23 protein-coding genes are annotated in these 20,676 nt (G+C 55.9%); 7 read left to right on the top strand and 16 right to left on the bottom strand.

Translation table 11 applies throughout. The annotated features are described in order from the left end of the window. The first annotated feature begins 7 nt into the window (after nt 1-7). A complete protein-coding gene (locus IE099_RS11020) occupies nt 8-595 on the top strand; it encodes an REP-associated tyrosine transposase (protein ID WP_189570002.1) in 588 nt (195 codons plus the stop codon). Nucleotides 596-793: 198 nt separating this feature from the next. Here the strand turns inward: IE099_RS11020 and IE099_RS11015 are convergent, their stop codons facing one another. The 3 genes from IE099_RS11015 to IE099_RS11005 form a co-directional block, all read right to left on the bottom strand. Further along, the gene (locus IE099_RS11015; protein WP_189569975.1) at nt 794-1,594 is read right to left on the bottom strand and encodes a hypothetical protein; all 801 of its coding nucleotides are present in this window, start codon (nt 1,592-1,594) and stop codon (nt 794-796) included. Between the two features lie 287 nt (nt 1,595-1,881). After that, on the bottom strand, nt 1,882-4,086 hold the full coding sequence (locus tag IE099_RS11010) for a serine/threonine-protein kinase (RefSeq protein ID WP_189569974.1): 2,205 nt from the start codon (nt 4,084-4,086) through the stop codon (nt 1,882-1,884). Continuing rightward, entirely contained in the window at nt 4,079-4,780 is a 702-nt protein-coding gene (locus IE099_RS11005; protein ID WP_189569973.1) for an RNA polymerase sigma factor, read from the bottom strand. Before IE099_RS11005 ends, IE099_RS11010 begins: the two co-directional genes overlap by 8 nt. Nucleotides 4,781-5,014: 234 nt before the next feature. Between IE099_RS11005 and IE099_RS11000 the strand changes: the two genes are divergently transcribed. From IE099_RS11000 to dapA, 5 genes are all read left to right on the top strand, one after another. Further along, nucleotides 5,015-5,635 (top strand): hypothetical protein, encoded by a 621-nt coding sequence (locus IE099_RS11000; protein ID WP_189569972.1) that lies wholly within the window; start codon nt 5,015-5,017, stop codon nt 5,633-5,635. A gap of 143 nt (nt 5,636-5,778) precedes the next feature. Then, on the top strand, nt 5,779-6,492 hold the full coding sequence (locus IE099_RS10995) for a DUF937 domain-containing protein (RefSeq protein ID WP_189569971.1): 714 nt from the start codon (nt 5,779-5,781) through the stop codon (nt 6,490-6,492). Continuing rightward, nucleotides 6,489-6,827: a cupin domain-containing protein gene (locus IE099_RS10990; protein ID WP_189569970.1), complete on the top strand. Its 339-nt coding sequence runs from the start codon at nt 6,489-6,491 to the stop codon at nt 6,825-6,827. Before IE099_RS10995 ends, IE099_RS10990 begins: the two co-directional genes overlap by 4 nt. A gap of 44 nt (nt 6,828-6,871) precedes the next feature. Continuing rightward, entirely contained in the window at nt 6,872-7,294 is a 423-nt protein-coding gene (locus IE099_RS10985) for a hypothetical protein (protein WP_189569969.1), read from the top strand. Continuing rightward, nucleotides 7,291-8,187 (top strand): 4-hydroxy-tetrahydrodipicolinate synthase, encoded by an 897-nt coding sequence (gene dapA, locus IE099_RS10980; protein WP_229809485.1) that lies wholly within the window; start codon nt 7,291-7,293, stop codon nt 8,185-8,187. Before IE099_RS10985 ends, dapA begins: the two co-directional genes overlap by 4 nt. Here the strand turns inward: dapA and IE099_RS10975 are convergent. From IE099_RS10975 to IE099_RS10915, 13 genes are all read right to left on the bottom strand, one after another. Further along, nucleotides 8,184-9,902 (bottom strand): peptidylprolyl isomerase, encoded by a 1,719-nt coding sequence (locus IE099_RS10975; protein ID WP_189569968.1) that lies wholly within the window; start codon nt 9,900-9,902, stop codon nt 8,184-8,186. The genes dapA and IE099_RS10975 overlap by 4 nt on opposite strands. Before the next feature lie 130 nt (nt 9,903-10,032). After that, a complete protein-coding gene (atpC, locus tag IE099_RS10970) occupies nt 10,033-10,443 on the bottom strand; it encodes an ATP synthase F1 subunit epsilon (RefSeq protein WP_189569967.1) in 411 nt (136 codons plus the stop codon). A 29-nt stretch (nt 10,444-10,472) separates the two neighbouring features. Beyond that, nucleotides 10,473-11,936: a F0F1 ATP synthase subunit beta gene (gene atpD / locus IE099_RS10965; RefSeq protein ID WP_189569966.1), complete on the bottom strand. Its 1,464-nt coding sequence runs from the start codon at nt 11,934-11,936 to the stop codon at nt 10,473-10,475. 64 nt (nt 11,937-12,000) lie between these two features. Continuing rightward, a complete protein-coding gene (gene atpG, locus IE099_RS10960; RefSeq protein WP_189569965.1) occupies nt 12,001-12,894 on the bottom strand; it encodes an ATP synthase F1 subunit gamma in 894 nt (297 codons plus the stop codon). Nucleotides 12,895-12,967: 73 nt separating this feature from the next. Continuing rightward, nucleotides 12,968-14,509 (bottom strand): F0F1 ATP synthase subunit alpha, encoded by a 1,542-nt coding sequence (gene atpA, locus IE099_RS10955; RefSeq protein ID WP_189569964.1) that lies wholly within the window; start codon nt 14,507-14,509, stop codon nt 12,968-12,970. A gap of 24 nt (nt 14,510-14,533) precedes the next feature. Then, the gene (locus tag IE099_RS10950; protein WP_189569963.1) at nt 14,534-14,929 is read right to left on the bottom strand and encodes a F0F1 ATP synthase subunit delta; all 396 of its coding nucleotides are present in this window, start codon (nt 14,927-14,929) and stop codon (nt 14,534-14,536) included. A gap of 30 nt (nt 14,930-14,959) precedes the next feature. Further along, entirely contained in the window at nt 14,960-15,502 is a 543-nt protein-coding gene (atpF, locus tag IE099_RS10945; protein WP_189569962.1) for a F0F1 ATP synthase subunit B, read from the bottom strand. 62 nt (nt 15,503-15,564) lie between these two features. Beyond that, nucleotides 15,565-15,792, bottom strand: a complete 228-nt coding sequence (locus tag IE099_RS10940) for an ATPase (RefSeq protein ID WP_229809484.1) — start codon at nt 15,790-15,792, stop codon at nt 15,565-15,567. Between the two features lie 70 nt (nt 15,793-15,862). After that, on the bottom strand, nt 15,863-16,768 hold the full coding sequence (atpB, locus tag IE099_RS10935) for a F0F1 ATP synthase subunit A (RefSeq protein ID WP_229809483.1): 906 nt from the start codon (nt 16,766-16,768) through the stop codon (nt 15,863-15,865). 283 nt (nt 16,769-17,051) lie between these two features. Further along, nucleotides 17,052-17,654 carry a peptide-methionine (R)-S-oxide reductase MsrB gene (msrB, locus tag IE099_RS10930; RefSeq protein ID WP_229809482.1) on the bottom strand — a complete coding sequence of 201 codons (603 nt, stop codon included), beginning with the start codon at nt 17,652-17,654 and terminating at the stop codon, nt 17,052-17,054. Between the two features lie 63 nt (nt 17,655-17,717). Further along, nucleotides 17,718-18,515, bottom strand: a complete 798-nt coding sequence (locus IE099_RS10925) for an MlaE family ABC transporter permease (protein WP_189569961.1) — start codon at nt 18,513-18,515, stop codon at nt 17,718-17,720. Between the two features lie 96 nt (nt 18,516-18,611). Beyond that, nucleotides 18,612-18,959: an HU family DNA-binding protein gene (locus IE099_RS10920; RefSeq protein ID WP_411846598.1), complete on the bottom strand. Its 348-nt coding sequence runs from the start codon at nt 18,957-18,959 to the stop codon at nt 18,612-18,614. 267 nt (nt 18,960-19,226) lie between these two features. Next, nucleotides 19,227-20,012, bottom strand: a complete 786-nt coding sequence (locus IE099_RS10915; RefSeq protein ID WP_229809481.1) for a DUF1287 domain-containing protein — start codon at nt 20,010-20,012, stop codon at nt 19,227-19,229. Nucleotides 20,013-20,131: 119 nt separating this feature from the next. Between IE099_RS10915 and IE099_RS10910 the strand changes: the two genes are divergently transcribed. Beyond that, nucleotides 20,132-20,668 carry a DOMON domain-containing protein gene (locus tag IE099_RS10910; RefSeq protein WP_189569960.1) on the top strand — a complete coding sequence of 179 codons (537 nt, stop codon included), beginning with the start codon at nt 20,132-20,134 and terminating at the stop codon, nt 20,666-20,668. The last annotated feature ends 8 nt before the right edge of the window (nt 20,669-20,676 follow it).

The raw sequence follows: 20,676 nt of genomic DNA, 5'->3' as shown, positions 1-20,676 counted from the left end.
TCGAGCAATCCACAAAAGGCCTCCCGAGCAATCGGGAGGCCTTTTTTACATCCCTTCGGTCCACCTTCTTGATTCCGCAGGGGCCTATATACTTACCGCAGCAACCTATCACAAAGAACATCTCTTCCACGGAGAAGAACGGCTCAAAGCCTTGCAGGCCGGCTTGCTCAAATACGCAGAGCAATACGAATGGAGCTTGCAAGCCTGGGCCGTCTTCCCCAATCACTATCACTTTATCGGATCTTCTCCGAAAGGAAACGCCGAAAACCTCACTCGGTTCCTTTGCAAGTTTCACAGTCACTCGGCCCTTTGGGTTAACCGACTTGATCAATCAAAAGGCCGGCAAGTCTGGCACAACTTTTGGGACAATCATCTCACCTTTGAGAACAGCTATTACGCCCGTCTCAACTACATTCACCAAAACGCAGTCAAACACGGACTGGTCCAAGTCGCCGACCAATATCCGTGGTGCAGCGCCCGGTGGTTTCAACGCCAGGCCACCCGCGCCCAAGTCCAAAAAATCTATCGCTTCCCCACCGACCGCCTCAACATCGAAGACGACTACGGCGATTTCCACGATATCGGAGCGCGGTAGCGAGGCACGAGCTCCCGCTTTCCCGGGCAAACCTACTCTCACCTCAAAGGGTGCGCTAGCTCCGCCCCCTTTCCCGAAAAGCCACCCCACAAATCCTTACCAACCAAAAAAACGAAGCTATCGCTTCTCGCCTCCCACCCTCAACCCACTTACTCAAAAAGCGGGAGCTCGTGCCTCGCTCCCGCACTCCGAAGAAAATCAGCCTTTAGGGACAACTTGCAGTCGGTAGAACGCCCGTTCAGCGGGAGGATTCGTATCAGTGAAAACATCGGAGGATTCGCTTGGACTACCGCTATCCACAACCGTGAAGTCGCTCTCCAACTCAGTGGTTCGCATGAGCTGATAGCTCGCATCGGTTCTCAAATTTCCAAAAGTGATCTGCACCTCACTGAGAACACCCTCTTCCTCAACGGGTACTATCTTATCGAAGACAGGAGGAGCTTCCACAAAGACGAGATTGTCCATCGAGAAATCACAGAAGCTGATGAACGGATCCGAAAACAGCACGTCTTCAAAGGGAGCCAACCCCACGAATCCGATGAACCCCGAGGTATTGTGCTTCCCGATCGGCTTTAAAGAAATATCCGCGAAGGTCACGTGTGTTTGGTCACCCGCATGCCGATAATCCATCCCCCAAGCCACCACCGGAAAGGGAAAGCTCATGCGAGCACTCTGAACCGGGTTTCCATCAAGCCTCACTTGGAAAAACTCAGTGCCATCAATCGCACTGGCCCCCGTTCCTGGTCGAATCCCTCCGCTTGTATCGAAAAGCTCGAAGGTCAGATCACCAACTTGGGTCGCGGTATCGGAAAGGAAATTGCCTGTCTGAATCTCGTTGAAGTCTTCAGAATAAATCCCTCCAAGATTCGCCACCGCCTCCATCCAAGCTTCTCGGTCGGTGAAAACCTGGGTCTCGGCACAGAGGAATGAGCTGCAGGAAAGGGCTGTTGCCACTGAAATCCATGAAAATGGGAACTGATATTTGTAGTTAGAAGTCATTTGAAAAATCGGGTTCACCAAAGAATCCGAAGTCGCCACCCCAAGGTTGCAATTTATTCTCTCAATCATCGAAGCGCGGGTGCGAGGCACGAGTTCCCGCTTTCCAGAGCAAACCTCAACCCGCCCTAAAAGGAGCGCTAGCGCCGCCCCCGTTCCCACGGCAGTCCCTCCTTTCTCCCCATCCACCCACTGACCTGAAGCTATCGCTTCTCACCTCCCAACCTCAACCCACCACAGAAAAGCGGAAGCTATCGCATCCGCGCTCCACATTGCCTCTAGTTACTTCCCTACAATTTCATCCTTCCAAGCGCCTCTCTCAGCACCTGCAAATCCCAGTCCGCAACTCGATAGTCGTTGGTGAGAACCACTACGCGCTGACTTTTCTCCAGAGCAAACACCTGCAGAGCCTCCCGCCCATCAGGCAAAATCAAATTCCAATCCTGATAGACAATCTTTCCGCCCTCTTCGCCCTGCGTCCCCGTGTCGAGTTCCCCCCTCCACTCTTCCGCTTGCTCGAAATCACCCGCAATCCACCGCTCCAAGAACTTCCCTCCGTCCTCATCCGAAACCTCCACAACCCAATCTCCATCGGCCAACACCATTCGCACTTTCGTCCCTGGCACCCGGTCCAACTCACGAGCTTGCAAAACCTCTCCCGCCTCCGAAACCGAAACCACTTCCAGCGCTCCGGGAACCTGGATCAAGAGCTCCGAGTCACCCAACCACCAGGCATCGGTCGGCGCATCAATTCGCTGATTCTCCACTTCGTAAAAACCTGCCGCCTGCCGCTCGTCAACGGACCAAATTTGCACCCCTACCGCACTCGTGGTTGCTAGAAACCGCTCGTTTGGAGAAAGACTTCCCCCATAAAGACCCGCTTCCACGGGCGAAAGATATTGCTTCTCCCAAAACGCAAAGCCCACCGGTGGAGCTAAATTCCGATCCGGCGAAACCGAAGCGAGAAGCAACTCCCCATTCACCGAAAACCAGTCCGCCCGGTCCTCCTCATAAACCACCTGCAGCACCTCGGCTTGCTTTCCAAAGCGAATCTCCTCGGGCCAATCTTGCAAAGGGATGGACACAAACACTTTTCTACGATGGGTATCGTAGACAGCCAGCTCCATTCGCTCTCCCCTCACCATGGCCAGAAAGCGCCCGTCCTCCGACCACGCTGGCGAACACCGTAAGACACCTCCCGGCAACTCCCAATCCCCAGCCACGAGAAGCCCACCCTCGACTTCTTCCACCCTTGGAAAAGCTCTCTCCTCGCCAATCGCCACCTTCCCCTTACCCACATCCCAGTAGGCCAAGGTCGCGACCGCTTCATCCCGAATCCGCTCCGAATCCTGAATTTCTTTCGCTTCCGAAAGTAACCCCAAAGCACGCTCACGGAATCCCGGCTCACGCAAAAGCCTCTCCGCCCGGGCTTGCTCGATGAGTGACTCGTGCAACAACTGACCCCGCCGTTGATAGTTATCTAACAATAGAATGGACCCAACAACGGCCATGAGCACCAGAAGCGCCGCCAGAACAGCAGGCAAAGGATGGCGGCGTGACCAGCGCCAAGCCTTCTCAGGCAGAGTCGCGGGGCGTGCCAGAATCTCACGCCCGTCGAGCCAACGCTTCAAGTCCTCTACGAAAGCGGCCACGCTGACATAGCGCTCATCCGGATTTTTCGCCAAAGCCTTGGCGCAGATGACTTCCAAATCACGACCGGCCTCGGGACGGAAGCGACGGACGGGGAGCACCTCTTCATCCACAACCGCCCGCAACTGCGCCGCAAGGTTTTCCGCGCCCTCATGGGGACGCCGACCCGTGAGACACTCGAACAGAACGGCCCCCAAGCCATACTGATCGGCGGCCACGCTTCCCCGTGCCAGCTGACCGGACGCCACCTCGGGGGCCAGGTAATTCGGCGTCCCGACCAAGGCCTCGGTTCGGGTCAGAGCACCATCTCCCGCAACGTCCATGCGAGCGACGCCGAAGTCGCCGACGTAGATTTTTCCTTCCCGATCAAAGAGGAGATTGCCGGGCTTCAGATCGCGATGAAGCACCCCTTGCTGATGCGCAAAGTGGACCGCTTCCCCCGCGTCAATCAACCATCGCACCGCGTCCCGCACCTCGGGCAAGCCCGTGCGGAGCTTGTCCTGCAGGGTGCCACCGCGCGCAAGTTTCATCACCAAAAAGGCGAACCCATCCCACTCTCCCACCTGATAGACGGGTAGAATACCGGGATGATCGAGCGCCGCCATGGCCCGACCCTCGCGCTGAAAACGCTCCTGAACTTCCGCGTCCTCGGCGAACTTCGGCAACACCACCTTCAGAGCCACCTCACGTTCGGGGCGCAGCTGGCGGGCCTGATAGACAGCCGCCATGCCACCACGCGCCAACTCTCTAACTACCTCGTAGCCCGGAGGAGCAAAGCCCTGTTCCTCGAGCGCCTCCTCAAAGGCCCCCAGCATCATTCTCCGTCTGGATTCCGCATCAGCCATGGTCCTTTGCCGGCCGTCGCATCATGACATCGCGGAGCAATGCCAGCTCTTCATCAATCTCGTGGGGAGCGCTCACGGTCAAGGCCACCTCGCGGCGAAGATGCTCACGGAACTTGGCGCGCATGCGCGAGACCTCGGACTTCACGCCCCCTTCACCCATTCCGAGAAGCTGGCCCAAATCGGCATAATTCCGCATCTCACCTTCTCCTGTTAGAAAAACCTGCAGAGACTCCCACCCTTCTTCACCCCGCTTTTTCTTCACTTCCTCTCCCGTCGCAAGAACCGCGGCATCGAACAGAGTTTCCGCCCACGCGAGGTCGAAACGCAGGGCATCATCCTCATAACTGCTGGAGTCCTCCCGCAGCTCCACGCGCTCCAATTGCCCACCCCGTTTGGCCGCCATCGTTCTACGCGCATCGTCGGCTAGAAAATTGCGCAGGGCGTTGAGGAGAAAGGTCCGGAACTTGCCCCGCTCGCGATCCGCCCGGCGGAAAAAGCCTCCTTCCATCAGGGAGAGAAAAAAATCCTGAGTCAAATCCTCCACCCGCTCAGACGGCACTCCCCGCGCCCGCATGACTGAAGAAATGGGCGTCCAATAGCGTTCGAACAGTTTCCCGAGAGCCGCTTTTTCGGACTCCCCACCATTGAGGGTCGCCTCTGCCAAAATGGTCCAACTGGTCTCGGGAAAGGTCATCGTGCGTTCCTGCCAACAGCTTGCCGAAAACTTGCGCCGAATGCCATCGCGAAAGCAAGCCAGCCTTTCTACTGAAGCATCCGCGCTCCCCATTCTCGTCCTTTCGGAGTGCGGGTGCGAGGCACGAGCCCCCGCGCTCCGAAAAAGTTGCAACCTCTTACGCGAGAATCCGGAACCTTATGGGGGCCGCCGAATCTTAAGCATTCGAGCCCCGCTCAACCAACCGTATCAAAAATGAAAATCACACGAAACCACCTCGCCATCGTCTCCCTCCTCGCTTCGGGAACTCTCGCTCACGGAGCCATCGTCTTTTCCCAAATCGATCTCGTGAACAACACCATCACCCTGACCAACACGGGAGCTTCGGCAGTCGACCTCGGGGGCTGGCGATTTTGTTCGCACGACATCGACAGCGTGCGGGTCTACTCGTCGTCGAGCCAGTTCAATGGCATCTCCATCCTCAGTAATGAAAGCTATGTCGTTGATACCACCGACATTCCCTTCGCAGGACTGCTCGGGGGCAATACCCTCTCGGTTGGACTTTATAACGACCTCGATGGCAGCCTATCCTTCGGCTCGGCCAACGATCTCTCGGCCTTCATTCAATTCGCCCCCGAGGGAACCACCGAGGTTGGAAACGCCGAATTCCGCACCCACACCGCCGTCGAAGCCGGTCTCTGGGACGCCAATGGTAGCTTTGTGCAAGTCGGAGCCGACGACACCCTCATCCAACTCAACGACCTCAACTCCTCTATCGGTTCAACGAGCTTCTCCGCGATCCCCGAACCTAGTGCCGCCCTTCTCGCTGGCTTCGCCGGACTGCTGGCACTCGGTCATCGTCGTCGCCCGGCCTAACAGAAAGCCCTCTCCCCCGAAAACCATGACAGGCCCACCTTCCTCACGGGAGGTGGGCTTTTTGATTGAGTTCAGAGGAGACAGGTGTTCCTTTTCCTGCGGAGTTTGGGGCTGGGACCTCACTCTTCGGACATCCTGTTTTCATGAACATCCTCGACACCGCACGCTCGCAATTGAACGCCGACTCCTTGTCGGGAATGGCTGATTTTCTTGGCATCGATTCCTCGGTCCTACCACAACTCATTAACGAATCCCTGCCGGCTCTGCTGGCGATTTTTCAAAAAGCCTCCGCCGAACCGACCAAGGCCGTCCTCATCGACCAGTTCCTCACCCAGACTGACAACAGTATTCTGGAACAACCCAACGAAGCCCTGGCGCAATATGGTCCCGATTTGATGAAGGGTGGAAAGTCCGGTTTGGCGCGACTCCTCGGCCCCCAACTCACCGACTACATCGCTCCCTTGGCCAAGTCGACCGGCTTGGGCGAAGGCAAAGTGGCATCCGCTCTGGGAACACTCGCTCCCTTCGTCATCGCCCTGATAGGTCAGGAGACCAGCAATGCGGAAGGACTGCAGGCCCTTCTACTCGATCAGGAAATCGCCGCCCCCGTCCCCGAGGCGAAAGTCGCGGTGCGGGAGAAGGCTCCCGAGAAGTCCTACCTCCCTGATCCGACCAAGAAGAAAGAGCGCCGACCCTTCCCCAAGCGCAAGACCATCCTGCTCGTTCTGGTCCTTTCTCTGGTCGCAGCCCTTCTCTTTTGGTTGGTGAGCACGGGGGTGATTCCTCTCCCCACCAGCGTGGAACCCACACCCGAGACCACCCTCCCCGTTCCCACTCCAGCTGCTCAATCTCCGTGAAAATCAGTCCCGCCGACGCTCCTTGGAGCGAGGTTTCACACAACGTGGCCATTCGCAAACAAGTCTTTGTGAGCAATGGCGAGGTGCCGAACATCACCCAATTCGCGCGCTCGGTCTTCGCACCTGGCCAAGTGGCGCCCGGTCACAGTCATGAAGATATGTGGGAAGTCTTTTTGGTGACCAGTGGGGTCCTAACGGTTGAGGTGGATGGCGCCGTCCATCGACTCGAGGCAGGCGCCTCCATCACCCTCGCTCCGAAGGAAGTTCATGAGCTCCGCAACGAAGGTCCCGAAGAACTGCATTTGACCTACTTCGGAATCCTGAGTTCCGATTGATAGACAAAATCCTGTTCCACAAACGGTCTGAGGGAAGCGTTTTTATGAAGCCCTCACCCTCCACCCTCATCGGTCTCCTGCTTTTGGGGGGTGCGGCGATTCTCTTTTTCAACCAGCAAAGTGATCGCGAGAACAAGCAGCGCGAGTTCGGTTCGACAGCCCGGCCCGAATCACCCGAGGGGAAAATCAGGCCAAAAGTCTTTCCCGAAGGGCCACCCGAGCACCGGTATCGAGCCGCTCATTCCTGGGTTGTGGAAAGTCAGAAAAACACCGACCGTCAACGTCTGGCGAACTTTCAGGCAGTCCGGCTGGTCCTCCTCGGCATCCAGAAAGAGACCCCCGAATGGGAGCCCGAGCGCATCGCCTTTCGCATGAGACAAACGAACGACTGGATCCAGAGGTTGCAGGAGAGAGAGATTCAGAAAGCTCTTTCCGAGAACGCACACTTGCCGAGAGCGGAAAAATGAGACAAAAGCGCGCCATGTTTGAAGGCACCTACACCGCGCTCATCACCCCCTTTCGCAATGACACCGTCGATTACGATGCTTTCCGTGCTCTCATCGATCGTCAGGCTGAAGCTGGAATGACCGGCATCGTTCCCGTCGGCACCACCGGCGAGTCCCCCACCGTCACGACCGAAGAGCATCTCGAAATCATTCGCGTCGCCGTAGAGCACACTGCTGGTCGCATGCAAGTCGTCGCCGGCACCGGAGCCAATGCGACCGCCGAGGCCATCCACTTGACCAAAGCTGCCGAGGAAATGGGGGCCGATTCTTCCCTGCAGGTCTGCCCTTATTACAACAAGCCCTCTCAGGAAGGCCTTTACCAGCACTACAAGGCCGTAGCCGATGCCACCAAGCTGCCCATCATGCTCTACTCCGTGCCCGGCCGCTCAACGGTATCCATCGCACCCGAGACTGCTGCTCGCCTCGCCAACGATTGCCCCAACATTCTCTCGCTGAAAGAAGCCGGTGGTTCGGTAGACCGGATCAACCAACTGGTGCAGGCCGTGCCGGAAGGCTTTGAGCTTCTTTCCGGCGATGATCCGCTAACCGTTCCCTTCATGTCCTGCGGCGCAACCGGCCTGGTATCAGTCGCGGGCAACATCATCCCCGACGTGATGGTTCGGCTCGTTAACGCCTGTCTCTCTGGCGATTATGCTGAGGCTCTCGCGATGCAGAAGAAGTATTACCCCCTCTTCAACGCCCTCATGTCCCTCGACACCAACCCCGTGCCCATCAAGAGCGCGGCCGTGATGATGGGTCACTGCGCGGACGAGTTCCGTCTGCCTCTGGTGGGCTTGAACGAGAAAAAGTCCGCCCAGCTGAAGGCCGTGCTCGAGGAGTTCGAACTGCTTTAGTCCGGAACTTTTTCCGCTAGGACCCGAAAGAAAAGAGGCTCTTCACTCGAGCTCGGCGCAACGGTGGCGAAAGAGAGTTTCCACCGGTCGCCGAGATCAGTTTGTTCCGCGATTTCGGGCACTTCGAAACCGTCGTCTGTGGTCCAAAAGGAATCCCAAGATTCCAAATCGCGTGAAGTCTGCACTTGATAGCGGAAGCCCGGGGTCGTCTTGAGATGCTCGAAGGAAAAGCGGGCTGATTCAGGAGCGGACTCTTCTACCTCCAACTGAAAGTCGAGGACAGAGACCTCGAGAGAAACCAAGGCCTCATTCCCGTCCAAGTCGACGAGGTCGAAACTGAGAGTGGCGGTTCCCGCTTCCCCGGCGATGAGCTCCAAAGTCTCACCCGACAAGCTGGCTGAGATCGGTCCGTTGGTGTCGACTAGGGTTGCAGAAACGGGGCTGATTCGACTCACCGATTCAATTTGTACCAGGTCCGTCGAGGGGTCGGGGGATGAGCCACTCGGGTTTACCAGAGTCGGCCAATCATTGAGAGTGGTCGCTGATCCATTGATCGAAAGAGGGTAGTTGCCAGTTGGCTTTGCCTGCAGGACATCCAGCACAGGCAAGGTCAAGTCGCTTGCCCTACCGAAGACCGAGAAGCCACCCGAGTTGCTCGGACTATCCAGCGCGGTGCGGTTATCAATCGTATTGAAGAACCACTGACTGGTCGCGCTATTGGGGTCGGAGGTCTTGGCCGGAGCAATGGTCCCTCTCAAGTTCGGAAGCCCCGGCTCATTGGCGATGGGCGAATAGAGGTCCAAGGTCGAATAGGCATCTGAGGCTCCCTCCGGATCGGGCTTGAGAAAGCCTGCTTGCACGATACTCAATCCCGTCGCCACCGAGCGGTGAAAGATGACATCGGTGTAAGCTCCATCATCAACATAGCGCAAAAAGTTGGCGACCGTATTGGGTGCGGCCTGCGGATAAAGAACCACATCCACCGTGCCCGCATTCGTAACAACTCTTGCCGCACTTTCGGTATCGAAGTCCTCAAACAAGTCGCTGAAGGAAAAAGTGGTTTTGGTCTGCGAAGTCACCAGAACCAAATCATCACGCAAAGAAGGACCTGAGGAAGATGGGACAAACCGAAAAGTCACAAAGCTACTCGCGACCGAGTTCTCGTCATCCACTTTGCGAAGCGCGCGAAAAACTCCCACTTGAGTCGGCGTTCCGGAAATCACCCCCGTGGTCGAGTCGATGGACAAGCCTTCGGGCAATTCTTCCGCGCTGAAAGTCAATTCGCCAGTCTGATCCGGCGCACGTGAGATGGACGGAGCAGCAACTGTGATTGGAGTGCCCACCGGACCACCCCCGAAGACTCCCGCAGCCATCGCTACCGTGGTTGGCAGAGTGACGGAGACAGGCGCAGAAAACTCCGAATGGTCGTCGTCAGGTGAGAGGCTGCGAATCCGAAAGTAGAGAGTCCCTCCACCACCGGTGAAAGTGGTACGGGTCTGATTTGGAAGGGTCGTGGTGATGACAGTCCAGTCATCGACTCCATTGACGCTATATTCGATCTCGAATCCACTCTCGCCCTCCGAGACATCGTTCCAGATCAATTCGATGGATGCGCTTGAGGTAAAGGGCGCAGCCGTTCTCAGTTCAGTCGGCTCGGGCAAAGCTGCTTCCGCAGCCATTCCCATCATCGATAAAGCAGCAACAATGTTTCGCATCCTGAGACGATCAAAGCCTCTCAAGAACGAAAAACAATCTGAAACTGGTCTTCGCTGGGACACTGACCCACGAAAAAGGGGACACGTATCGCATCCCCTTTTCAGAAAATTCAAATGGTCGCTGCGTAGCCTACCCTCGGCCCTTCTTTTTGAGTGCAAGCTGAGCCATTGCCGAAGCAATCACCTTCTGCTGGGCAGCCACTTCTTCCGCTTCTTCAGGGTCGATCTCGGCGAGGGTCTTGTGGGCGCGCTCCATGGCGGCTTCCACTTTGGCCTCGTCAATTTCGTCCTGCTCGAAAGCGACGTCAGTTAGAACGGTGACCTTCTCTTGGGTGACCTCGGCGAAACCGTGGCCCACCGCGAGCTCGACAACTTTGCCATCTTTCGAGTAGCGCAGTTCACCGGCATCCATAGCGGTGACGAGAGCTGCGTGCATCGAAAGAATTCCCATCTCACCGTCCGCGCCGGGCAGATAGACATTGTCGACATCGTCGGAAAATACTTTCCGCTCGGGAGTCACGATATTGAGATGAAAGGCCATAGCTGTTGCTTAAAAAGTGAGTGGGTGAATTACGCTTTCTCGACGGAGTCGATGCCAGCCTTCATGTAGAAGTTACCTTCAGGAACGCTGTCGTGCTTGCCGTCCAGAATCTCGGCAAATCCTTTCACGGTGTCTTCGATGGAGCAAAGAACGCCGGGAACGTTGGTGAAAATCTCCGCAACGTGGAAAGGCTGGGTGAGGAAACGCTGAATCTTACGAGCACGGAATACGCTCAACTTATCTTCGTCGGAGAGCTCATCCATACCAAGAATGGCAATGATGTCCTGCAAGTCCTTGTAGCGCTGGAGAACGGTCTGAACTCCCCGAGCCACGCGGTAGTGCTCTTCACCCACAATCTCGGGCGCAAGCGCTTTCGAAGTCGAAGCAAGAGGGTCAACCGCAGGGAAAAGAGCCTGCTCCGCAAGGGAACGCTCAAGAACAACCGTCGCGTCCAAGTGGGCGAAGGTGTTGGCGGGAGCGGGGTCAGTCAAGTCATCCGCAGGAACGTAAACGGCCTGAATGGAAGTAATCGAACCCTTGTTGGTGGAAGTGATTCGCTCCTGAAGTCCGGCCATCTCTTCGGAAAGAGTGGGCTGGTAACCTACCGCGGAAGGAGTCCGGCCAAGAAGGGCGGATACCTCGGAACCGGCCTGGGAGAAACGGAAAATGTTATCAACGAAGAGAAGAACGTCCTGTCCAGCTTCGTCACGGAAGTGCTCCGCCATGGTAAGCGCGGAAAGAGCGACACGGAGACGGGCTCCTGGAGGCTCGTTCATCTGGCCATAACAAAGTGCCACCTTGGAACCATCCGCGAGAACGGGAGTTCCGTCTGCGTTCAATTTGGGGTGACCTTTTTCGTCTTTTTCAGTGGCGATAACGCCAGACTCAATCATCTCCCAGTAAAGGTCGTTACCCTCACGAGTCCGCTCACCCACACCTGCGAAAACGGAGTAACCACCGTGTGCTTTCGCAATGTTGTTGATGAGCTCCATGATGACAACGGTCTTACCAACACCCGCACCACCGAACATACCGCCCTTACCACCCTTGAGCAGTGGGCAGATGAGGTCGATGACTTTGATACCGGTAGGAAGAACTTCCGTGGTAGCGGACTGGTCTGTCAGCTCGGGAGCCGGACGGTGAATGGGAGACTTGGTGTCAGGCTCGGGAAGAGGAACGTTCTCGTCCACCAGGTCGCCGGTCACGTTGAAGATACGTCCCAGTACTTGCTTACCAACAGGAACCGCGATGGGCTTGCCGGTGTCAGACAAAGTCATGCCGCGCTTCAAGCCGTCAGTTGCGCTCATGGCAACTGCCCGGACCCAGCCGTCACCGAGGTGCTGCTGAACTTCCAATGTCAAAGTGGTGTCCACGCCTGCTGGCTGGAACTGCACCTCGAGGGCGTTGTTAATTTCAGGCAGCTTGCTAGCCTTTGAGAAGTCGGCGTCAACGACGGCGCCGATGACCTGGACGATGGTTCCTTGGTTGCTCATGGTTGGAGAGAGGTTTGTGTTATCCTTTAGAGGTAGTTGGGATTTTAGAAGGCGAAGTCAATGATCACTCCATGGCCTTCATGGCGGTAGTGATCTCGAGAAGCTCGGCGGTAATCGCGGCTTGGCGTGCTTTGTTGTATTGGAGGGTCAGCTCCTTGGTCATCTTCTTCGCGTTGTCGGTCGCCGCTTTCATGGCAACCATCCGCGCGGAGTGCTCGGAAGCACGCGATTCGATGATCATCTGATAGACTTGGAAATTGATGTAGAGGGGAAGAAGAGTATCGAGAACATCTTCCGAGGAAGGCTCGAAGAGGTAATCCTTACCCAAGGCGGCAGCGTGGTCGGTCTCCTTGACTTCATTGCCAACTCCTTCGTAGTCCTGCTTCTCACCCACGGTATCCGCATCGATTGGCAGCAGTTGCACAACCGTTGGTTCCTGATTAAGGGTGGTGACGAAGTTGGTGAAAGCGACGGAAATCTTCCCATACTTGCCTTCCAAGAAGAGCTTGGTGAGGAGGGTCGCAATGGGACGGGCTTCCACGAAGGGAGCGGGGTCCGCGACTTCGAAGTCAGCGACGAGTTCGCCACCCGATTTCGCCAACTGCTCGCGGAGCTTGCGCCCAACGGTGACATACTCGGCATCGGATGAGGTCTGGGAACGAACTTTCTTGAGGAGGTTCGTATTGAGCGCTCCGCAAAGACCCTTGTCAGTGGAAATGACCAGGACCAATTCCTTGCCGCCGTCGCGCTTTTCGAGGAGGGCGTGTGCTTCCTCATCGACGTTCTCCTTCAAGTTTACCAGAACCTGATTGAGAAGATCGGCGTAGTCACGACCGGCAAGAGCCTGGTCCTGCGCCTTCTTCATCTTGGCCGCAGCCACCAGCTGCATTGCGCGGGTGATTTGTGCGGTGTTTTTGACCGACTTGATGCGTCGGCGGATGTCACGAAGGTTGGCCACTGTTTTTTAAATGGGTTGGGGTAATCGGGTGGTTGGGAAAGTTGCCTGGCAACTCTCCGCAACCGTTAAAGCTCTACTTCCAAGTGGACTTGAAGTCCTTCATTGCCTGGTCGACTTTTTCCTTGGCCTCTTTGTTCTTCTTGAGGTCAGGCTTCTCGTTCCGGATTTCGGCGAGAACGTCGGCCTTGCGAGTGGTGAAGAATTCACCCATCGCGTTCTGGCACTCCTTGATGCGCTCGACTTCGACGTCATCGAAGTAACCGTTCTGCATCGCGAAGAGATAGATACACTCCATCTCGATGGAGAGCGGGGTGTATTGGTTCTGCTTGAAGAGTTCCACAATCCGTCCACCACGCTCGAGCTTGGCCTTGGTGCCGGCATCGAGGTCGGAACCGAACTGGGCAAAGGCCTGAAGTTCGCGATACTGGGCGAGGTCGAGCTTCACAGTTCCCGCGACCGACTTAATGGTCTTGGTCTGTGCAGCGGAACCCACTCGGGATACGGAGAGACCAACGGAAATCGCAGGGCGAATACCTTGGTAGAACAAGTCGGTCTCGAGGAAAATCTGTCCGTCGGTGATGGAAATCACGTTGGTTGGAATGTAAGCCGATACGTCACCAGCCTGCGTCTCAATGATGGGCAGTGCGGTCAAAGAACCACCACCTGCGTTTTCGGAAAGACGGGCAGAGCGCTCAAGAAGGCGGCTGTGCAGGTAGAAAACGTCACCAGGATAGGCCTCACGACCGGAAGGACGGCGAAGAATGAGGGAAACCTGACGATAGGCAACCGCGTGCTTGGAAAGGTCATCGAAAACGATGAGGCAGTCTTTCCCCTGGTCCATGAGGTATTCCGCGATGGAACAACCGGCGTAAGGAGCAAGGAACTGCATCGCAGCAGGGTCGGATGCGGAAGCGGAAACGATAGTGGTGTATTCCATCGCACCCGCGTCTTCGAGAGTCTTGGCGATGCGGGAAACGTTGGAGAGCTTCTGGCCAATCGCAACGTAGATACAGTGAAGAGGCTTGAAGTCCTTCAACTCACCGCGCTCGGCAGCTTTGTTCTGCTGAGCCTGGGAAATGATGGTGTCCACGGCGATGGTGGTCTTACCAGTGGAACGGTCACCAATGATGAGCTCACGCTGACCGCGACCAATTGGAATCATGGCGTCGATGGACATGATACCGGTCTGGACGGGAACGGAAACGGACTTCCGCTTAATGATGCCGGGAGCAATCTTTTCGAGAGGGTATTCAGCAGCAGCGTCGATTGGGCCTTTGCCATCGATGGGTGCACCGAGAGCGTTCACCACGCGGCCGAGACAAGCTTCACCGACGGGAACGGAGAGGAGTTTGCCAGTAGTCTTACACTCCATGCCTTCAGTCACCTTGGCGTAGTCACCGAGGAGAACAACCCCGACTTCACCTTCCTCAAGGTTCATGGCGAGACCGGTCACGCCACCGGGGAATTCGATGGCTTCGTTCAGCATCACGTCGCTGAGACCTTCAACTTTTGCAACCCCGTCACCAGTTTCGCGGACGACGCCGACGTTGGTTTTTTCGACCCCGGCCGAAACTTGGGAAATGTGCGATTCGAGTTCTTGGAGAATGCTGCTCATCGGTTTGTTATTTGGAGATTGTGTTTACTGAAATGCCGTTTCGAGGCGTTTGATGCGGGCGGCCACCGAACCATCGATGACGTCATCGCCGACCCGGATCTTCATCCCGCCCATCAGGTCGGGGTTGGTCCGGAATTCAAAATTGAGGCCCTGTCCATATTGATTGGTCAGGGAGTCGCGCACGCGCTGTTCGGTGGCGGGGTCGAGGAAGCGAGCGCTTTCCACCACTACCCGCTTGCCATCTTCTTCGCGACGGACGAGACGGGAAAGACCCGCGAGAATACCACGATAGTCACGCGGCTTGTCCGCGACGATCTTCGCAATCACCGAGCGCATACGCTGCTCATCGAGGTGTCCCTCGGGAGAGCAAAGCCGGAAAATTCTCCGGGCGGCAGTCTGGGCGGATTTGGAAATCTTCATCGCGTTCGGTTCGGAAAGAAGGAAAGGAAATTAGTTGGGAAGGGTCGCCATGGACTCTTCGTTGATACGACGCTGGTCGTCATCGGTCAGGACTTTGCCAGCCACTTGGGAAGTCGCGGTGGTCACCAGCTTGCCGAATTCGGCCTTCAGCTCGTTCACCATTTGGGCGCGCTCGGCTTTGGCTGCCTCCTCGGCTTTGGCCAAAATGCTCTTCGCGGAAGCAATCGCCTTCTGCGCCTCTTGCTCGCTCAACTTGCTCGCGCTTTCGCGGGCTTCGTCAATCATGCGCTGGGCATCGGCATTCGCCTGGGCGATGGCCTCGGCAGTGTGCTTCTCACTATCCGCGAGCTGCTGCTCGATTTGCTTGAGCTTCTCTTCGCCATCAGCGATGCGAGTTTTGCGCTCTTCAAGCATGGTCTGGATGGGACCGAAGGCGAACTTCTTGAGGACGAAGATCACCAGGAAAAAGTTAATCACTTGGGCCACGAAGAAAGGAAGCTTGAGACCAAAGGTTTTGGTCAGGTTTTCCCATACTCCGGGTTCAACTTCGGCAGCGGCTAGTAGGAGGTTCATCGTGGTAGTTTAGTGAAAAAATTGCCGCCGGACACGAGGTCCGGCGGACTTTGTAAAATCATTTAGACTGCGAAGGCAGAAAGAATGAAGACACCCTCAATAAGAGCGGCCAAAATAATGGAAAGAACGAGGATAGGAGTAGCTGCACCAGGGTTGCGTCCAGTGGCTTCAGCAGCCTTGGAGCCGAGGAGGCCGATTCCGAGTCCAGCACCGACAGCGGCGAGACCTGCAACAAAGAATTTGTTGGCCTCGAATGCAGCGAGCATCAATGGGAGCATTTCGATTGTCATATTAGTATCTGTTTTTGTTGGTTGAACAACGCTCCCACAGTCTTGCCATGGTCAAGCGCCGAAAGTTTTCTTAGTGAGCTTCTTCGTGGTCGTCACCGTGCGAGTGGTCGCAGATGAGGCGGAGGAAAATCGCACACAGGAGGGTGAAGACGAGAGCCTGAATAAGGCCCACGAGGAGCTCAACAAAGTAGAAAGGAAGAGCCGGCAGGAAGTGAAGCGCGGGATGCGGAACGAGTGCCATGAGAGACTCCAGAGTCTGCTCACCTCCGTAGATGTTACCGAAGAGACGGAAACTCAGTGCCACCGGACGAATCGCGATGGAAATCATTTCCAAGACCCCCACGAAGAGGAAGATGGGAATCATCATGAGCATCATGATGCCTTTGAAGTCACCCTTGGGAGCGAAGATGTGCTCGAAGAAGCCTTTCACCCCGTTCTCAGTGATGGCCCAGTAGAACCAAAGGATGGCGAAGGTGAAGGCCATGGCCGCGGTCAGGTTGAGGTCGGCGTTTGCACCCCGGAAGAATGGACGGAAGATGGGCTCCTTGAGGTTTTCCCCAGAGCCATAGAGACCAACGGTGCCGACTCCCGGGAACAGGCCCATGTAGTTGTTGACCAGGATGAAAACGAAGACTGAACCGAAGAACCAGAAGGTGCGCTTGATGAGGTGCTCACCGAGAATATTGCCAAAGAAGTCGTAGAGACTTTCGATGACCCACTCGGCAAAGTTTTGGAAGCCGGCGGGAACCAATTTCATGTCCTTGGTCGCGGCTTTGCAGAAAAGAACGATGAGACCAACGGAAATCCAGCACATGAGGATGGAGTTCGAAACGGGACCAAACAATTGCTCCGCGTTGAGGGGCATTTTGTGATGACCACCCTCGTGACCGCCACCAGCAGCCATGAGAGCACTACCCGAGGCGAGGAAACCGATCAGAGTCAGGAGAATACGGGAGAAAGTGTTTGAAAAATTCACAGTGTTGCGGTGCCGACTAAGATTCGAATAGGAGGGTTCGAAACTTGGGTCAAGACACTTTGTGAAATTTTTCACAAAGTCCCAAACTCGGGACTTGGCGGGGATTTTATCGAGATGTGGAGTTTTCCTTGAGGGACCAAGGATAGGGCATGAAAAGTGGTGAAAAGTTCATCTTGGGAAGCTTCTTGGCGGACAGCTCGCGCCAACCGCCCGCCTGAGTTGAAAAGTGAACGGGTCTTTTCGAGATCCCGCTTTTCGTAGAAACAGACGAGGTTATCGTGGGCTACTTCTCTTTTTTCTCAGTCTCAGCCTTTTCATCGGCAGCCGCCGCCTTTTCGTCGGCCTTGTCCTTTTTCGGGACGAAGCGGAGAACGGAACCATTGATGCAGTAGCGCTGGTCGGTCGGGGTGTCGAAACCTTCCCCTTCAAACAGGTGACCCAGGTGGCCATCGCAATTGGCGCAGCGCACCTCGGTGCGAATCATGCCTCCGCTAACATCGGGCACGGTCTTGACGTTCTCGTTCTTGGCCGGGTCGTAGAACGAGGGCCAGCCACAGTGGGCGTCGAACTTGCCTTCGGAGGTGAAGAGTTCGGTGTTGCAACCCACGCAAATGTAAGTGCCCTCGCCCTGCTCCTTGAACTCTTTGTAAACTTGACCGAATGCGCGGTCTGTTCCCGACTCACGCAAAACTCGATATTGCTCGGGAGTGAGCTCCTTTTTCCATTCTTCTTCAGATTTCACGACTTTTTGAGTTGGCTCTTCCGGTTTCTCAGTAACGACCTCCATCACCTGCTTATCCCCTTTTGCCTGCTGACTAAGGGCAAGTCCACCCATGGCGACAGTCAATCCAAGGGCTAGTGAGGTGATGAGAGTTCGAGTGGTCATAATGATAGGAGGCTACTAAGGCGAACCTTATTCCTCGATTGCCTGTTCGTCAAACGGAGGCTGCTAGGTGTTCACAAACCCGGTGGGGTAGATCATTTGCATCAACATCGAGAGCAAGAAGTTGGCGATGAGGATGGCGAGGGAGGAAAAAACCATCGCGTTGGTGGTCCCCCGCCCAACGCCCACCGCCCCGTTGGAGGCCTTGAGCCCTTGATGGCAGGAGATGACGACGATCAGGAAACCAAAGACCGTTCCCTTGATGAGAGCGATCTTCACATCATCGAGGGACGAATACTTGCGCACGTTCTCCCACCAGATGGCGTCTTCCACATTGAACAAGGGCACGCCCACGAGGTAGGAGGCAAAAATCCCACAAACCACGGACTCGGCGAGAAGGATGGGGATGGAGATCACCATCGCGAGGAACCGCGGCGTCACCAGGTAGTCGATGGGATGGACGGCCATAGAACGAAGGGCGTCGATTTGCTCGGTCACCTTCATGGTTCCGATTTCTGCTGCCATGGAAGATCCGACCCGACCGGCCAGCATGAGACCGGTGATGGTCGGGCCGAGCTCCCGCAGCATGGCCGCGCTGACCAAGCCGCCCGCCAGGGTCTCCATCCCGACCAATTGAAACTGAAAAAGCGCCTGAGCCGCCAAGACCGCACCGGTGAAGCCGCCGGTGATAATCACGACGGGCTGCGAGCGGTATCCGATCTCCGCGATTTGGCGAAAGAGCTGGGGCCAACGGCGATTCCCCCTGAGCAACGATTCTCCCACATCTCTCGCCAGAAAGGCCAACTCGCCCAAGTATCGAAGAAAGGCGAAGAATGAATCTCCAAGTTGGGCTAATAGGCGCACGACCCTACTTCGTCTACTTCACCCCCATCCCGCAAACAAAAAAACCCGATGAAGCCAAGGCCTCACCGGGAATATGAAATGAAAGTTGATCCTCGATTAGAGAGAAGCTTTCAGAGTCGAGGAAGGCTTGAAGCCAACAGACTTGGAAGCTTTGATCTTCATCGCTTCTCCAGTCTTGGGGTTACGTCCCATACGGGCGGCGCGCTTCTTGACCTCGAAAGTGCCGAATCCGATGATTTGGACCTTCTTGTCTTTCTTCACACCCTTCGCAATTGCGTCGAGCACAGACGCGACTGCCTCTTCGGCTGCACGCTTGGTGGTGTCTGCTCCCATACCCTTTTGGACTGCTTCAATAAGTTCTGCTTTGTTCATAGCGACCACGTTTTGAGCGGTTTTTGGATACTTGGCAAAGCTAAAGTAGTGATGCGCGAAGTCTTGTGTCATATAGAATTCTGCTTGCCAACTCACACTTTTCGTGTTTTTCGAACCATTCCCAAATCGTGCAGTGGCGAGGGATAGAGGCTGTTAGATTCTGTTAGAAATTCCGATGGCCCGTCGCAACAGGACAAACGGGTGAACCTAAGTCGGGCACGCAAAGCAAACAGAGGGAGACAAGCAGTCCGCACCTCTCATGGAATCCATTGAAGATTCCCCAGCCTGAAGCTTCTGCTCCAGTGAGCTCTCCAACGAGCTAGGAAGAGCGGTTTTTCCTTATTGCACGGGCGCTAGAGCGTCCGTTTCCACTTCAACAAGGAGGTTCTCCGGCACGTAGCGGTAGTGGCCGATGATAGGATACGAGAAGAGTTCATTCTCCCAGCGAGGGCCAGAACCGTTGTTGTGGACGACCCACTTCTCCTCCGAAAGCTTGCCGGGGCCGGGGACGATGATTCCGATATGACCAGCGCGCTGAGGCAACTGCTCGGGCAAGTGCCAGACCACGATGTCACCAAATTCGTAATCGTCTGAAGAGTTGCTGGTAACGAGAGACTCGCCGTGACGAACGAAAAAGCGCTGCAAATTTGGTGTGCGCCGGTGGTCGACATTGGGATCGGGCTCGCTCAAACCCCAGTAACGGGGATACTCGCGAAAGTGCTCCGACATGTCGTCGTTGATGAGAAGCTGGAGATCTGTTCCCAGAGTGCGGTAGGCGCGGACGATGACATCTTCTGCCTTGCCACGGTCGGCTGGGATGTCGCCATTGGGAAAATCAATCACCCGGTAGGTCAAGTCATAGACCACCTGGGACTCGGTGCGTTGCAAGGCAGCCTTGGCCAACTTGGCACCAAAGGTTCCAAGTTCATCAAGCTGCTTGCCGGCAGCCTCCAAAGTGGTCGCATTGGGCTCACTCTGTTGAGCCTGAACCAGCTGCACGAACGGCCGGGCCAGAAAAAAAGCGAGGACGGCAGCAAATCCAATCAAGAGCCAACCTCCGGCCGAGCTTCGAGGCTTCTTGACAGTCGGGGTCGGCCCGATATATTCGATTGGCTTGAGTTTCACTATTTAATACACTTTCCTTAACGGACTTTAGGACACCTTCTTTCGATTGAACATCCTTTTTTCGGCATTTTAGTAAAAAAGTCACTCCATTTTCGTCATCATTTCCTACTTTGGAGCCCATGCACTTGCCTCAGGCCGAAACAATCGATAGCGACTGGTACGGAAAAGCTCTTTCCCCTCCAGCATCTTACTGTCTGCAACATGGCCCCGAGGGCTTTCGGCTGACTGCCTCCCGGCAGGCGCCCGCCCTCTCCGCCCCCCAGTCATCACCGGGCGAATTCGTTCCCGAGCTCTGGCGATATGACGTGGCCGAGATCTTCTTCCTTGAGCCCAGCGGTCGTTACCTGGAGATCAATCTGGCACCCAACGGAGCCTGGTGGGCTCGTTGGTTTGGCAAAGTGCGGCAGGCCGAGTCCGAGCAGCCGGACTTTCAAGAAGTCGTGACCGAGAGCAAGCTCGGGGCAGATTCCTGGGAAGCCTCCATTCTCCTTCCCGACTCACTGTTCTCCGACATCGGGGGCTTGCGTTTCAACGTGACCTTTATCCTGAATTCTCCCCGTCAAACGTTTCACAGTCTGGCAAAACTACCGGGAGCGGAGCCGGATTTTCACCAGCCGGACCATTTTCTGCCCCTGTTGCCGGGGGTTCCCTCTTGATTCCAACC

This window comes from Roseibacillus persicicus (assembly GCF_014651675.1).
GTDB classification, from domain to species: domain Bacteria; phylum Verrucomicrobiota; class Verrucomicrobiia; order Verrucomicrobiales; family Akkermansiaceae; genus Roseibacillus; species Roseibacillus persicicus.
Note: the sequence above shows the minus strand (reverse complement) of the source record. Positions and strands in the feature narration are given on the sequence as shown.